Consider the following 14,831-nt stretch of genomic DNA (forward strand, 5'->3'; position numbering starts at 1 on the left):
CTTGACGAAGTAAGGGATTATGAACCAGAAGTAAGAGTTGGAGTTGCCCTAACCGACTTTCGTCGGTTGCTATAAAAGGAGATGATTTCTGCAAGGCTAGACTAGCGTTGTACTGTGACGGTTGTACCTACAGTCACCTGCTGGTATAAAGCCATAACATCCCGATTCCGCATACGCACGCAACCGTGGGAAACTGCCTGTCCGATCAGCTGTTCGTTCGGGGTGCCGTGAAATCCAATCATATTCTTACCGTCAGTCCAAAAAGCAATCCATCTAGGGCCTAAAGGATTATTTGGCCCTGGAGGGATCACCTGTCCTGTCCAGGGATGTTCCCAAGCTGGATTTTGTAACATTTGTAGAACTTTAAAGGTGCCTGTAGGGGTTTCCCAACCTGCCTTACCTACAGCGATCGGGTAACTTGCTTGCACTTGATTGTCCCGATAAACATAGACGCGGCGATCGCTCAACTTGATCGTCAAATTAGTATTTTGAGTGGGATTAAACCAGGATGGCTGTACAAAAGCAGGTATGTGACGCTGAAGTTGTGTCTCACTCTTCGTTGCCTCTTGAGTAGTTAGTATAGAGGCAGTAACCTGCCGCTGAGCTGAACTTAGTGAAATTACTGCCCCAAAGCAGAACAGCATCCAGTTTCGAGATAGGGATTCTCCTCTCACCATTCCTTTCATCTATCATCCTTTGCAAACAATTCAAGCAGAGTTCAGACTTTTATTAGTTCATCGGCTACATATTATAGTATCTAAATATTGTCTTAATACTCTTTTAATCAAAATCCTGTATAGTATAGCTAGAATTCACGAGGCCAAAAACTTCGCTTTTTGGCTGTCATTAGTCGTTGGTCATTAGTCATGAATAATTGACAAATAACAATGGATTACTGAGAATGAACTGCGGATTAAAGGTCGCGGACGCAAAAAGCTCACTTTCGGAGGGCGCAGAGTATCAATCGTTTGCTGGGCTGTTGATTCCCATTTATCCAGTTCTGTGGGCTTTGAAAAATCAAGGTTTCAAGACCTGTGCTGTAGAAAGGGCTGATATCTTTAGATAGAGTTGCTGCCAACCCAGCTGCGTTAAAATCTGGAGGATGTTCGGATTTTATCAGTTTTTTACCAACCAGGATTGAATAAACTGCTGAGTCAGTTGTACAATTTTCGTAAAAGTGAGGTTGTCATGCGTCTTCAGAAAACAAAAGTATTGGCAGGTACAACGCTGTCGGTGCTGCTTTCCCTAGTGGCAGTATATCCGGCTCTAGCACGCCCATCTGGGAAACAAGCAGAGGGACAAGCTCTAGCGCAGATCGATCGCATGAATAGCGCTAGCATGAGAGGCACGATCAAAAGTATTGTCGGCAACGTGGTAACGCTAGAGATGCCGAACGGTGAAACCAAAGATGTTATGATAGGCCGAGCCGAAAGGGATCGCCTGGGATTGCGGCCTGGAATGGAAATTATGACATCCATGAAGGACGGTAATCTGATGGTTGAAGTTGTCAGTGCAGGCTCAGCATCTTCTACTTCAGCAGATACGACCAGCACCGAAGCTGCCAGTGAGGCAGAAATGACCACCAGAACAGAAGGTCGCCGCGTGGTCGAAGAAACAACTATTCGCAGGAGTACTACGACTCCCTCTAGCGTCCAGCAAACCACCGAACAAACGACTGGTGATATGCAAGAGTCGAGACAGGTGGTAGATCAAAACACTGAGTCTACACCCGATACAACCTCTTCAGAAACAACTCAGCCGAGTCGGCCAGTAAGAGCCCTTTGGTAACTTGTGGAGACTGGGGATTGGGGAAGTAAAAAGTACTTTTTTTCCAATCCCCAATTCTATTAATCAAAATTTGCGATCGACATTAGACCCCTTGCATAAATCGGAGAAGGGCGAAGCATTTGCGGATCAAAACCCTGATTCCATCGATAAATCCGGGCGCAAATGCTTCTCCCCTACAGCTAAAAATAGACTTTTGCAAGAGGTCTATTGATAAATTAAGTAGGTGGGCGTAAATAAACTGAACTCCCAGAAACCGGGTTTCTCTGAGAAACCCGGTTTCTAAGGGCCTGACAGTTTTACGTTTAATGATGCCCACCTACTTAAATCTGAATAAGAGATAACAAGCTACCAATCGTCAGCGATTTTAACCCTTCTTTAACAGAATAAAATTTACCGCTACGCAGACCGAAGAGAATTTTAGAGTAAGGCTTTGTCAGCGCTATACTAGCAAAGTCTTTTTGACTTTCTATAAATGCGATAGCCTGATAACTTTCTAGTATTTCCTCTACTAAAGCGTCATATTTAGCTTTAATACGATTAAATACCGGAACTAAATCGGGAAAATAAGTTAAAAACTCCTCTCCTTCTGCGTTTACTATTACCTCTAATAAGCGCTGCGGATGCAGACTGCCTTTTGTATGAGCCAAACCCACATATTCAGGCGATTTAACTTTCACCCGATTGAAGTTATCATCGCAGACAATATACCCTTCTAATTCTAAAGGGTTTAAATTTTGAGATGCTGCTAATATAACATCCCAAGAATTAAAGTTAAAACGTTGTACGCATTGCCAACCATATTTTTCGGCAAATTGATCGGGGCTATCTTCCTTTAAGGTAGATAAATTTCTGACGCCATGTAATACGATCGCAGAGGTTTTAGGTATAACAATTATCGGATTATAAGGCGTGATTAATTCAAACATGAAACAATAGTTCAATTCTTCAGGTAACCGATACTTTAGCTCGTTCCAGGTTTGCCAAAATAGCTGACCGAACGTTAATTTATAAGCATTAACAAAGCCAGAAGCATCGGGAATGCCTGAACTGGAAACTTCCCACTCCGAAGCATAAGGATTAAAATATAACACCATTAAAGAGCCATCAAGTTTTTCATATATTTTTGCCGTAGACCAATCTATCTGGGCGGCATTAGGTTCACCATAATTGAAGAATTTATCAAATGGATAAGAAATGACCGACCAATCTTTTGCTTCATCTAGGATAATCCCTCTAGATTGCTGCACTACTTTTTCACTTAATGGGGAGTAGATAGAATCATATTTTAGCAAAACTAAATTAGGATAGATAGTATGCCTTTTTACCCTAATAAAAAATTCAGTAGTGAGACGATTTAATCCATATTCTGTTAAATGTTCAATTAGTTTCATATATAGCTAGGGGCTCTTTTGCTAGGGACTAGGGTCAGAAGGCTTTATAATCCGCGAACGTTTCAGGAATTAAGAACGTCCTAATTACCTTGGCGGTTGCTATAATTTTGCCCGATCTTAGGATCTGGAAAAAGCATACTACATTTATAGTACTTTGTACTATAAATTTATTTTAAGTACTTATACTCAGAAAAGCACTATAATTGCAGTCAAGTAGGGTATAATTGCTCCCAGTCTTAGATTTGAATCGCCGCCAAGACAACTGAGGGGCAACCCCAGGCGGATTTTGTGGCTTTGTGGATGTAAAGAGCATCTTAGGCACGGCTTCCCTGCCTAAATGTTCGATCGTTAAGGATGTCAGAGTAGGAATGCAATTGGTAAATGGACTGCGACTAAGCCTAGCGGTGTCAGCTGCACGCACGATCGCTTCTCTTGTTCGCCTGCTGGGACTGGGTGCGGCTAGCGTTTTACCCGGAGAAATCGCCAGTCGCGTTCAGCCGCAGATACTGCAACTGCTGTGCCGCCAAGTGAAGCACGGCGTTATTTTTATCGTGGGTACGAATGGCAAAACCACCACGTCGCTGCTGTTGCGGACGATGCTGGAACGCCAAGGATGGCGGGTAGTTCATAATGCTACTGGTGCTAATTTGGTAAACGGGTTGATTGGCGCATTGCTGGAAAATACCAATTTGGCGGGTAAGGTTTCTGCTGATTACGCAATTCTGGAGGTGGATGAAAATATCTTGCCGTTGGTTTTGCACTCCTGTCAGCCTCGGATAATTTTATGTTTGAATTTGTTTCGGGATCAGCTCGATCGCTATGGAGAGGTAGATACGATTAGCCAGCGCTGGCAGAAAGCCATTTCACCGATGTCTTTGGAAACTGTCGTTATCGCAAATGCGGACGATCCTACTCTTTCTCATTTGGGTCAGAAATTGCCCCAGCGCGTCTTATTCTTTGGCTTAAACGAGCCGAAATATTATCTTGATGAAATTCCCCATGCTGTTGACTCAATTTACTGTCCTAGCTGCGGTCATTCGTTGAATTATCAGGGAGTTTATCTTTCTCACCAGGGTGATTTTGATTGTCCTAAGTGCGGTTTTACTAAGAGCAAACTAAGTATTGATAGCCGGGAATGGCCGCAAATTCTGATCGGTCTTTACAACAAATACAACACGCTGGCGGCGGTGTTAGTCGCCCAAGAAATTGGCATAGACGATCGGAACATTCGCGATAGTATCAAAGATTTCAAGGCGGCTTTTGGACGCGCTGAGGAATTAGAAATTGCTGGGAAGCGGGTGCGGATTTTATTATCTAAAAATCCCGTCGGAATGAACGAAACCATCCGTGCGGTAAACGAAATCAAGAGTGATGGCGGTGCGTCTACAACGCTGATGGTGCTAAATGACAGAACGCCTGATGGTACGGATGTATCTTGGATTTGGGATGTGGATACAGAAAAGTTAGTGGCTTCGGGAGGAACTATAGTCGTGAGTGGCGATCGCGTCTACGATATGGCGCTGCGTCTGCGTTACAGCCAGAATGATGAGAACAACGGCTGCAAATTGATGATCGAAGAAGATTTAAAAGACGCGATCGCAACCGCACTCGAATACACCCCAGATGGCGAAACGCTGCACATTTTGCCGACTTATTCAGCAATGCTTGAAGTGCGGGAATTGCTGATCGGACGGAAAATTCTGTAATAATATCATATCCGGTTACATCGGCCTTGTCTGTGGTAATCATTGGTTGAATTTTTACCGCAGATGAAGAGAGATAAACGCAGATAAACACAGATAAGAACGATCGCCGGAATTTTTTAGATAACCGATGCTACCGGACATGATATCACCAATGACCAATGACTAATAACTAATAACTAATAACAAATGATTAATGACAACAGAGAATTAACAATTGGTTGGTTGTATCCGACGCTGATGAGTACGTATGGCGATCGCGGTAACGCGATCTGCTTGCAACAACGCGCTCAATGGCGGGGATATAATGTACAAGTATTGCCCCTCGATTTGCAATCAACAGTTGCAGATTTTCACAAAGTGGATCTATTAGTCGGCGGCGGCGCACAAGACAGACAGCAAGAAATTGTGATGCGCGATTTGCGTGGTGCCAAAGCTGAGGCGTTGCGGGAGATAATTGAAGCTGGGACACCGGGAGTTTTTACTTGTGGGGCCCCTCAGTTGCTGGGCCATTATTACGAACCGGCGATCGGTCAAAGAATTGAAGGATTGGGATTATTTGATTTTGTGAGTAAGCATCCCGGTATCGATGCGCGGCGTTGTATCGGTAATGTGGTATTTGAGATCACAGCATCTCGTTTAGCAAAGGAACTAGAAGCGATGCTGGGTAAACCCCCTGTGGTGATCGGGTTTGAAAATCATGGCGGTAGAACTTATTTGGGGAAGGTAGAAGCGCTGGGAAAAGCGATCGCAGGTTATGGCAATAATGGTGAGGATGGTATGGAAGGTGCATTTTATCGAAATGCGATCGCTACCTATTCTCATGGCCCAGTTTTACCGAAGAATCCCTTTTTGGCAGATTGGTTAATTCAGACAGCTTTGGCAGAAAAATATCAGATTTCCGTATCCCTGTCACCGTTGGATGATACCCTGGCGTTGCAGGCGCGATCGGCGATGTTTAAGCGGTTGGGTGTTAGCGAATCTGTTGCTGCTGCAAAACGCTGATAGCAGGTAAGTAGATAGGCATAATTAAACGTAAAACAGCCGCGTCTTTAGAAACCCGGTTTCTTGGAGAAACCGGGTTTCTGGTTGTTCAAATTAGTAGAAAGAAAAAATACGCCTGGTTATTTGTACTTTGAGATTATGATTCAGATTCTTTTTTTTGTGTTGCAATTCGACTCGCCTCACGCGCACGATAATATCTCCGGCGCTGTTCCACCAAATCCGCCTCTAATTTGGCATTCATTTAGGTTTGGATATAGATTTTTAGTTTGCCAAATCAACTAAAGCGTCTCGCTGGAACCTGACTACTCGTAATACTGAAATGCGATAATGCTCAGCCGTGAATACTGAGAGTGTAATATTGGCCTGATCCGGATCTATGATGCGTTTGACCGTGCAGATCTGCTTCTTGTTGTTGCAGTAGGCAACGATGCGATCGCCAACCTGGATATTCAACGCTTGTACTTTCAATTGTTACTCAACTTCATTAAATAATTGGCTTAGCTAGCTGTATTCAGGGCTACCTGCTTGTATAGATAAGTGATTGCATAGCGGTTTTTTCCTTAGTGCGATCGGCAAGTTACTCCGCTTTTAATTTCCCTTTGCACTAAGGAAGCAAAAATGTATTGCTACATCTCACTTACCCAGCTATTACGATACTTTTTGATTATAGCACAAAAATAATCCCCCGGATCAAAATTAATATTTTTTTTAAGATCGTTTATGGACTGGGGGCTGGGGGCTGAGGGCTGGGGGCTGAGGACTATTCTTTCTTTTAACTTTTGACTTTTGAATGAGTGACTTTTTTTGACCTACTTACGATCACTATTTTTGCCAAACCGACTTTCTTGCAAAGAGTTACCAATTCCCTCCAGAATTCCCCGCCCAATTAAGCCGATACCTCTGCCAACAACCTGGGTCAGCAAGTAAACAACAGCGCTACCGATGAAAGCAACTACTGCCTGGAGACGAGGCGCGATCGCATCCCTTGTTTCCAACGCCAACGTCACAGCCAATTGTATACCAGAAAGTTGCTTTAATTCTCCAACACGAGGAGTATAAATAGAAGTTTTTATAATGCCAATCCCGTCTAAAAAAAATAAATTATATCGACTTTCAAAAATTGCCGTTGGATTGAGTACATATTTCTCTAATCGATATTTCCAAGATAAATCGTTCCTAAATCGTTCGATTTCTCTAGTAGAAATAAGTTTTCTATCGTAAAAATTTTGCTTAATCGTTTCTACATCTGCAAAGTGATTCAACAGCGGTTGCACTACAGCATTAGCAACTTGAATAACTAAATTTTGCAGTAATAATTCTGCCCGTGCCAGCGCTGACGACGTTCCAACTGAGTAGGAAACATTATCAACTATCAATGGCGTTTCAAATAACAGATAAGAAAATAAATCGATAACCAAAGGAATCTTTTTCAGTATTTCTATCTGGACAAGTTGCGTGTCTTGCAATATAATATTGACAACTTCCAAATCGCGCTCTCCCACTCGTAGGGTGTAGTATTTACCAAAAAAGTCTGTAGCGGTAGTCTGCCACAAATCCTGTAAAATAGCAGAGCGCAATTCTTGGAGTTGACTCGGCTGAACCTGGGAAAAGCGGAGGTCATTCAGGACATCCTCTAACTTTCGCAAAACCAGATTAAGCAATTCCCGCTTTTTTTCTGACCTGAAAATATCGATTTCCAAAGGGACGTTAGTCAGGTTTTGCACGCCATACTGGATTTTGGCGAAAGTGTTGTCGAACAACTGCGATCGCCAAGTATCGCCTGAGAGATCGAGATCCAGAGTAGAAAGCGAAGTCCCCCGCTCAAGAGATCCCTCGTTTCTTGCTTCGCTGTTCTGAGGCATCACCAATACGATCGTAGGTGGCCCTAACAGCTTGTTCAGCAAGCCACGAGCTGCTTTGAGTTCGCGCCGCCGTCCAGCCAAAATAGCCCTGTCTAGCGCAGACAGTCTAGCGTTTTGGAGAGAGTCCGTCACAGAAGCCAGAGCAACTTCTATTTGCCGCACTCCAGACAAGCGGATATTATTCAACAGAGTTGGCAACACACCAGCTTGAGTTCGAGACGGCAGACTGGGTATACCCGCCAGAGGTGCCCCTATCAACTCCGAAGGCCAATAAGATTGACCGGCTGCCACTTGACGAATAGCATCGACTAATTCGGAAACAGCACAACCTTTGGGGCAATAGCCCTCAACACCCAGTTGCCGTGCTGCCGCCAGCAGCACCGGCTCTAAAAAAGAACTCAGCAGCAATATCGGCAGATGGGGGTACTGGGTTTTCAATTGCCCACAGAGTTCTAACCCTAAGATTCGATCGAGATCGAATTCAGATCTGTTCGACAGATCGTTTGGCAAACGACCCAAGCCTAAGTCTAAAATGACTAGAGTGACGGGGGGCTCACCGCTTTGGAGAATCTGTAAAGCATCTTGAAGACATCGGGCAAGAGCGATCGATTGCAGGTCGGGAAACTGACTCGCAACAACACGCAGACCTTCTCTGAAGATAGGGTCATCGTCAATTAGGAGTAAATTGAGATTAGTCATTAGTCATTAGTCATTAGTTATTACTGTGAAAATTTAACAGTTCGTACCCACTACCGACTACCCAATGACTAATGACTATAGTAAATTCCCACGCAAAAACTTGGCTCATAATGGCCATAGGGGCTGTTTCAGAGTTGCTGTAGAGGTGAGATGAGCTTAAGCATTCGGCAGTGGCTGATAGATCGCAACATTATAATTACTCAGCTACAGGCACTTGGAGCCCAAACCGCAGGCGTTGCCTTCCGCATCGGTCAGGACATCGAAGTCAAAAGCCTGACACCTTTTGATATCAGTCCGTTCGCAGAACTTCTGGAACTGCCGTTAGATGTTTTCTGGCAATACGTCGAGCCGGTTTGTAATCTGAGTGTTGAACTGCTGCGAATACTGAGTCGTAAGAAGCCCCTCAAGCGCAATGAGGGCACTTGGTTGGCTTTTCAAATTGCCTATCTAAGGAGTTTGCAAAAAATTTTAAACCAGGAATTCGCACTGAAAAGACCGTGGTTAGAACGGGCTAACGTACTAGCGCCGGGGACTGCGGACGAGACTAGGCCGGTAACTTTAACCGATTCTCAGCTGCAAGCGCTGCTGAAAACCTTAAGACCGGGCAGACTTACGGATACGCAAGCAGAACAGGCGCTTTCCTCAATCGGCGAATCTTTGCTCGTGGGGCAGATGAATAATCTGGCGCTAGCTTGGTTTGTCACCAACGGTGCTGAAGAAATCCCGGCGAAACAGCTCGTACAGCGTTTGGTTCATGGACTTCCAGGTCATTTGCTCAGAGTAATTGCGGAGAATGCGCTGCCTCTGGCTCAACTGCAAAGATTCGTCCGCCTGGGTCACTTAACCAACAACAACTTAGCGAATCAAATTCTGACGGACGATGACACGATAACGCTAGACCCGGAAAATGAACTTTCCGCACTGTCCGTTGGTGCTACGATACCCAATCTAATTGACTTAAACCGGGAAAACTACCGGGCGAACCTTTTGCAAGCTCTCAGCGAACCAGTACTGGGAGAATTCTTTGCCCTGAAAGATTTATATGTCCCCCTCAAGGGAGTGCCAGTTGAAGAAAGCGAGGGCAAAAGAGACATACAGTGGAAAAGCCCGACTTTTCCATCCGCTCACTCTATCCCCTCACCCTCAGCGCCATCAGTCGATTTAATGGAATGGGCAATAGGCCAACTGTCCGATCTCAAAAGTGTCGTTATTATTGAGGGCGAACCGGGTACTGGCAAAACCAGTTTCTGCCAGATGTGGGCGGCAAAGATAGCCCAAGAGGTTTACCCGTCCTGGATGCCGGTATTTATTCGCTTGCGAGATGCGACTTTGGGCAAAACCCTGGAACAGACACTGGATACTGCCTTAAAAGCGGCCAAATTAACCAGCGCGGATGGCTGGCTTTCCCCTTTACACCCTCCCTGCTTGTTAATTTTGGACGGACTGGATGAGTTGCCCCGCGCTCCTGATGTTGAGCGTCAATTTTCGGCATTCTTAGATCGGGTGCAGAAGTTTCAGAACCAATTCGGTGGGGCATCTGGCCGTCACCGCCACAAGATTGTCCTCACTTGTCGATCGCAGGTACTCAGCAGCTTAGCCCACAGTCTGCCGGTTTCATTCCGGCGCATGGCTATTCAACCTCTGGATCAGGAGCAACTCAAACTGTGGTTCAAGAATTGGTCGAAACTCCAACCTAAATCGATCGCTCAAGCTTACTTTAACTTTTTGAAACAGAGCGGGGTTTTTCGACAGATGCCAGAGGTGAAGGATTTGACGGCTTTTGTTCATCAGCCCCTCAGCCTGTTTCTATTAGCCATTTTGTATCGCAGCGGCAGACTTGATGAAACCCTCTTTCCTTTGCGCGGTTCCCAAATAAGATTTGAAATTTACGATCGACTTTGCCGCTGGCTGCTGGGAGAAGCACCCGATGGAATGTCGGCTGGCAATAGTATGATGTTGGTTCGAGAAGGTTCGGCTAATAGCTACCACACTCCAGAAGCGATCGCCAGTCTGCTCCAAGGTCGATCTGCCCAAGAAGCCCGTCACCAAATGCAAATAGCTGCTATTACTTTACTCGAAAGCGGTCGCAACTCCTGCTCCCTCAGCACTATTGCTACCCGTTTGGCGGGAGTTAATTCTCAGGCTGCTGCAACTACTTTTACCTTACCTGCATTTTACTTTCGCCGATCGGATGTAAAAGAAGTCACGGATACTACGACACGGATATACACGGATGCACGGATGTCAGAATCTGTGTTGTCCCCCACTCCCCCACTCCCCCACTCTCCCACTCCCCCACTCCCCCACTCCCCCACTCCCCCACTCCCCCACTCCCCCACTCTCCCACTCCCCCACTCCCCCACTCCCCCACTCTCCCACTCCCCCACTCTTTCTTTCTCCCACCCTAAGTTGGGAGAATATTTCTGTGCCGAGGCTTTAGCCGAAAAGCTGAAATCTTTGACTCGACGAGTCGCCGATGCCTACGGGGAAGCGATTTTTGCGATCGACTCCCCGTCTAGTGTCGCCCAGCACCTCTATAATTCGTTCGGTTACGGTATCATCTCGGCTGAGATTGAAGAGCTGCTGATCGAACGTCTGCGCCGAGAAGAAGCTCGCTCGAGCAGATCGTTTTCTTTTAAAGTTTTGTTGGATCGCCTCAATAGTTTCTATCGCGCTTACTGTCGAGGTCGATGGTTGGATGAGGGGTTGGTTCACACTACTCGCTCCCAGTTGCGTCTGCTAGGCAATTCCCTTAATGTTCTGCAAATTGATGCAACAGTGGGACTCAATGTGTTTCAGTTGCTCTGTGCGTGTCACCGAGAGGCGCAAATTCCCTTTTCACCTTGTGGAGATGCAGAAATTCCAGAGGAGTTCAATGCCGATCGATTCCTTAGCTTAATCGGTCGCACTGCGGTTTTATCGCCAGATGCTTTCTGGACGCGATCGAGGGGCAGTCTGCTTTTATTAGATTTACATAAAGCCTGTTTGGATCGCGTGATGCTGACTGGGGCTAACTTCTGGAAAACAAATTTCTTTGCCGCTGAGTTAGTTGGAGCCAATTTAGCAGGGTCAAACCTTCAAGAAGCTAACTTTTCCTGGGCAAATCTTACCGATGCCGATCTATCAAGTGTCAATCTCTCAGCAGCCAAGCTAGAAGGGGCTAATCTGACAGGTGCCAATCTCGTGGGGGCAAACCTTCAGTTGGCTAGTCTCACCAATGCTTGTCTGTTTGAAGCTCAGCTTGATGAAGCTACCAAAGATTTTGCGGAAAAAAGCGGTGCCCTATTCTCCTTGAATCAGTATCGAGCTTGCCAACAAGCTCTTGCTAATCTGGAAGCCGGAAACCGGCATAGTACCATACCTGTTACTAAAAATGTCAGGGTGAATGAAGATCGGGATGGTGATTCGACTCTCCTGCTGATTGAGCGTAGCGAAGGAGAAATACACTCTAACGACGAAAGTGATATGGATAATAATGATGAGACTATGTTTCTTTAGCGATCGGTGGTCAGTGGTCAGTGGTCAGTGGTCAGTGGTCAGTTGTCAGTCGTCAGTTGTCAGTTGTCAGTTGTCAGTTGTCAGTTGTCAGTTGTCAGTTGTCAGTTGTCAGTTGTCAGTTGTCAAGAAAATTTCCCCTCTGCCCCTCTGCCCCTCTGCCCCTCTGCCCCTAGCCTCTAAATTAGTCAGAGGTTGGTTCCAAGACTCGATAACCGTAGAAGTTAATGCTATAGTCGGTGATCCGCACTCCTGTGTGTTCTTCAATTTGTTTGAGTAAATCTTCAGGAAGTTCGACGCGAACATCCAAAATTTGATTCGTATCCACACAGTTGATGTGGCTGTGGGAGTCGCTGATGTTACCATACAAACGACCGTCCGATCGCTCGAGGCACTCAATAATTCCTTCACCAGATAGAGCTTCTAAATTTTGATATACAGACGTATGTCCGATATTTTTTCCTTGCAGATTCAGGCGATTATAAATTTCGCGAGCAGATAAGTGTTCTTGCTCTTGCCAAAGCAGTTCCAGAATAAAGCGACGCTGGCGGCTCAAGCGCATTCCCTTCGCTTGACACCTTTCTAAAGCATCCTCTAAAGAACGAATTGGTTTGGCAGCGGTCGCTTCATTTTTCATAATTTAAGACTCTCGATCTCTATTGGGAACTTACTCATATATCTATATTTTATAGCGGTTTTTAGTTGCATGAAGTGTAGCCCAGAAACCCGGTTTCTTTAAGAAACCGGGTTTCTCTGTACCTCACTAACCTGAAAAGGGCTGTAACTTTGCTACTATGTTCAGGGATAGGCCACTTGGGAGCGGGAGCAACCAAACTGGCAATATCTGCTGGTATCCGGCCTTTGAGCTAAACGTGCCAAAGGCATATAGCTCTTAACCACCGCAGAGAAGTGAGCCGACTTGGCAAAACTCTCGTTTACAAGTGATTCTGCATTAAAACAAACTCATTACTACTTTAGCTTATTTATTTATCGTGAATAATCAATGACCATTGCGATCGCTCTCAACTCCAACCAACTCAACAATTTGGATCTGTCGCCTGCCCAAACGGTAATTGAAAAACTGTTGCAAGAAGGAGCCCCATCCCACGAACAGCAGTTGCGCTTTGATATTGACTATCCCCGCGAATCCACCGACCCACGGGAACTATCGGAAATCCCCGAAGTGCGGCTGTGGTTTGTTCGCCTGGACGCCCGCTATCCCTGGTTGCCATTTCTGCTTGATTGGAAAGCTGGGGAACTAGCCCGCTACGCCGCCATGCTGGTGCCGCACCAATTCAGCCGCAAAGAGGGCATCCAGTACAATCCAGAAGCTTTAGAAATTTTTGTGATGCAAAAGCTGTTTGTTTTGGTGGACTGGATGAAAAGTCAAGGCATTGAAAGTCCATCCCGATTAAAGTCGATGGCGCAGATGTTCGGTTACGAACTGGATGATGCCTTGTTTGAGGCCATCCGCTAGAATTTCAAGAAATTCTATAGAGGTTTTCCACTCCCATAACTGAGTCACCGACATAAGCCCAGCGACCTTGGGCTATTTCACTCCGAACTTCGTAATCTATACAGAACACATTGCCTTCTCCCCAGCTGGTAATCAGCCAATCACCCACGCGCAAACCAACACCCTGATACTCACTTCCCATTGACCAGGAGAGCTGATAAATGTCATTTAACTGACGAATATTCAGGGTGCCTTCGTAATTTCTCATTTTGGAAATTGTGCCGCTGATTTGGTAAGTCCCCTCTAATTCGCCCGGTGTGTTGCCCACAGCCTTTTCCGTGTCCAGTACACCGTTGTTAGAGGGCGTAATCCAAGTGCCATCGAGGGTGCCGTCGCCATTAATTTTGTAAAGCGTAACGCCGTAGGTATGGTTAGGGCCACAGCCAGCAAAAAGATGACCGTCCTCAAAAAACGCTAAACCTGAGTAATCACCCAATGTAGTCAACCAGGACACGGTGTAAATTTTGCCCATAGGATGGATTTGCACCGTGCCCGAATAAGGCGTTTCGTCGGTCGTTCTCGCCGCTGTAATAGTCCAAGTGCCTTCTGGCCCGGTTTTGGCTTTAGGATTGTTTGCCACTATATTCATTGAATTGCTCTGCGGGTCGCTCTATCTCTAAATTACCCATTTGCTGCAAAATCCAATCAACGGCAGCTAATAAGTCGGTGGCAATATAATCTGGTGTGGTGTGGTGCTGGTACTTACCACTCAGGACGCTAGAACCAAATCCAGTCTGCACCAAAATCCCTCTGCACCCGGCATTGTGAGCCATATCAACATCGGTTGCTTTATCGCCGACTACAAAACTCTGGCTTAAGTCTAAGTCATGTTCCCAGGCAGCTGCCACCAGCATTCCGGTGTTGGGTTTGCGCCAAGTACTCCAACGAGTAAATTCTTTCTGGGTTCCTCCTTCTGGCGGACTGAGATAGGGGCAGTAGTACAGGGCGTCTAATTTTGCCCCTGCTTCTGTTTCCAACAGGTGGCAAAGACGTTGGTGCAAGGCTTCCACGTGGTCAACTGGGTAGTAGCCCCGTGCTGGGCCTGACTGGTTAGAGACCAGACAGCAAAATATTTGGCTTGAGTTTAACTGCCGCACTGCTTTAGCTGCGCCCGGTATAAGATGTAGGTCTTCTAAAGAGTGAATGTAGCCCGCCTCGATGTTGAGGACGCCATCTCGATCGAGAAATACGGCTGGTTTCATCTAAAATCTCGTCGGAGTATGGAAACTCCTAAGTTAGGGAATGCGATCGCAAGTTTATTTTATTGTATTAGGATATGTTTATTTATAAAACTCGTAGCCGATCGGAAAAACCTTGTTTAGTTATTCAACTTTTGAACTATTGTAGAATAATGCTCTCTGAAATTTTGTTT

General features: G+C 45.7%; 12 protein-coding genes. 6 read left to right on the forward strand and 6 right to left on the reverse strand.

Features of this window, described 5'->3' with window-relative positions; genetic code table 11:
* Positions 1-101 precede the first annotated feature (101 nt).
* On the reverse strand, positions 102-686 hold the full coding sequence (locus tag LAY57_RS04705) for a L,D-transpeptidase (protein ID WP_476727008.1): 585 nt from the start codon (positions 684-686) through the stop codon (positions 102-104).
* A gap of 451 nt (positions 687-1,137) precedes the next feature.
* Here LAY57_RS04705 and LAY57_RS04710 point away from each other — a divergent pair, with 451 nt between their 5' ends.
* Positions 1,138-1,788, forward strand: coding sequence for a hypothetical protein (locus LAY57_RS04710; RefSeq protein ID WP_249065146.1), 651 nt, complete (start codon positions 1,138-1,140; stop codon positions 1,786-1,788).
* A gap of 320 nt (positions 1,789-2,108) precedes the next feature.
* Here LAY57_RS04710 and LAY57_RS04715 read toward each other — a convergent pair whose 3' ends face one another.
* Positions 2,109-3,179, reverse strand: a complete 1,071-nt coding sequence (locus tag LAY57_RS04715; RefSeq protein ID WP_249065147.1) for a T4 RnlA family RNA ligase — start codon at positions 3,177-3,179, stop codon at positions 2,109-2,111.
* Positions 3,180-3,475: 296 nt separating this feature from the next.
* On the opposite strand from LAY57_RS04715, the gene LAY57_RS04720 reads away from it, so the two are divergent.
* Together LAY57_RS04720 and LAY57_RS04725 are read left to right on the forward strand one after the other, a co-directional pair.
* Positions 3,476-4,885 (forward strand): MurT ligase domain-containing protein, encoded by a 1,410-nt coding sequence (locus LAY57_RS04720; protein WP_249065148.1) that lies wholly within the window; start codon positions 3,476-3,478, stop codon positions 4,883-4,885.
* A gap of 186 nt (positions 4,886-5,071) precedes the next feature.
* On the forward strand, positions 5,072-5,887 hold the full coding sequence (locus tag LAY57_RS04725; RefSeq protein ID WP_249065149.1) for a type 1 glutamine amidotransferase: 816 nt from the start codon (positions 5,072-5,074) through the stop codon (positions 5,885-5,887).
* Between the two features lie 809 nt (positions 5,888-6,696).
* Here the strand turns inward: LAY57_RS04725 and LAY57_RS04730 are convergent.
* On the reverse strand, positions 6,697-8,448 hold the full coding sequence (locus tag LAY57_RS04730) for a DUF3685 domain-containing protein (RefSeq protein WP_249065150.1): 1,752 nt from the start codon (positions 8,446-8,448) through the stop codon (positions 6,697-6,699).
* Between the two features lie 150 nt (positions 8,449-8,598).
* Here LAY57_RS04730 and LAY57_RS04735 point away from each other — a divergent pair, with 150 nt between their 5' ends.
* The gene (locus LAY57_RS04735; RefSeq protein ID WP_249065151.1) at positions 8,599-11,946 is read left to right on the forward strand and encodes a pentapeptide repeat-containing protein; all 3,348 of its coding nucleotides are present in this window, start codon (positions 8,599-8,601) and stop codon (positions 11,944-11,946) included.
* Between the two features lie 6 nt (positions 11,947-11,952).
* Positions 11,953-12,126, forward strand: coding sequence for a hypothetical protein (locus LAY57_RS04740; RefSeq protein WP_249065152.1), 174 nt, complete (start codon positions 11,953-11,955; stop codon positions 12,124-12,126).
* A 1-nt stretch (position 12,127) separates the two neighbouring features.
* On the opposite strand, the gene LAY57_RS04745 is transcribed toward LAY57_RS04740, so the two are convergent.
* The gene (locus LAY57_RS04745; protein ID WP_249065153.1) at positions 12,128-12,580 is read right to left on the reverse strand and encodes a Fur family transcriptional regulator; all 453 of its coding nucleotides are present in this window, start codon (positions 12,578-12,580) and stop codon (positions 12,128-12,130) included.
* A 366-nt stretch (positions 12,581-12,946) separates the two neighbouring features.
* Here LAY57_RS04745 and LAY57_RS04750 point away from each other — a divergent pair, with 366 nt between their 5' ends.
* The gene (locus LAY57_RS04750) at positions 12,947-13,420 is read left to right on the forward strand and encodes a CRR6 family NdhI maturation factor (protein WP_249065154.1); all 474 of its coding nucleotides are present in this window, start codon (positions 12,947-12,949) and stop codon (positions 13,418-13,420) included.
* Positions 13,421-13,424: 4 nt separating this feature from the next.
* Here the strand turns inward: LAY57_RS04750 and LAY57_RS04755 are convergent, their stop codons facing one another.
* Positions 13,425-14,048 (reverse strand): hypothetical protein, encoded by a 624-nt coding sequence (locus tag LAY57_RS04755; RefSeq protein ID WP_249065155.1) that lies wholly within the window; start codon positions 14,046-14,048, stop codon positions 13,425-13,427.
* Positions 14,023-14,661, reverse strand: a complete 639-nt coding sequence (locus LAY57_RS04760; protein WP_249065156.1) for a D-glycero-alpha-D-manno-heptose-1,7-bisphosphate 7-phosphatase — start codon at positions 14,659-14,661, stop codon at positions 14,023-14,025. Before LAY57_RS04760 ends, LAY57_RS04755 begins: the two co-directional genes overlap by 26 nt.
* Positions 14,662-14,831: the final 170 nt, after the last annotated feature.

Origin of the sequence: Argonema antarcticum A004/B2 (assembly GCF_023333585.1) — a bacterium.
In the GTDB taxonomy this organism is placed as follows: Bacteria; Cyanobacteriota; Cyanobacteriia; order Cyanobacteriales; family Aerosakkonemataceae; genus Argonema; species Argonema antarcticum.

What these genes read in the sequence shown, in the direction of transcription:
- LAY57_RS04705 (WP_476727008.1), bottom strand. Translation starts at nt 686, where the DNA reads ATGAAAGGAATGGTGAGAGGAGAATCCCTATCTCGAAACTGGATGCTG.
- LAY57_RS04715 (WP_249065147.1), bottom strand. Translation starts at nt 3,179, where the DNA reads ATGAAACTAATTGAACATTTAACAGAATATGGATTAAATCGTCTCACT.
- LAY57_RS04725 (WP_249065149.1), top strand. Translation starts at nt 5,072, where the DNA reads ATGATTAATGACAACAGAGAATTAACAATTGGTTGGTTGTATCCGACG.
- LAY57_RS04730 (WP_249065150.1), bottom strand. Translation starts at nt 8,448, where the DNA reads ATGACTAATCTCAATTTACTCCTAATTGACGATGACCCTATCTTCAGA.
- LAY57_RS04735 (WP_249065151.1), top strand. Translation starts at nt 8,599, where the DNA reads ATGAGCTTAAGCATTCGGCAGTGGCTGATAGATCGCAACATTATAATT.
- LAY57_RS04745 (WP_249065153.1), bottom strand. Translation starts at nt 12,580, where the DNA reads ATGAAAAATGAAGCGACCGCTGCCAAACCAATTCGTTCTTTAGAGGAT.
- LAY57_RS04750 (WP_249065154.1), top strand. Translation starts at nt 12,947, where the DNA reads ATGACCATTGCGATCGCTCTCAACTCCAACCAACTCAACAATTTGGAT.
- LAY57_RS04755 (WP_249065155.1), bottom strand. Translation starts at nt 14,048, where the DNA reads ATGAATATAGTGGCAAACAATCCTAAAGCCAAAACCGGGCCAGAAGGC.
- LAY57_RS04760 (WP_249065156.1), bottom strand. Translation starts at nt 14,661, where the DNA reads ATGAAACCAGCCGTATTTCTCGATCGAGATGGCGTCCTCAACATCGAG.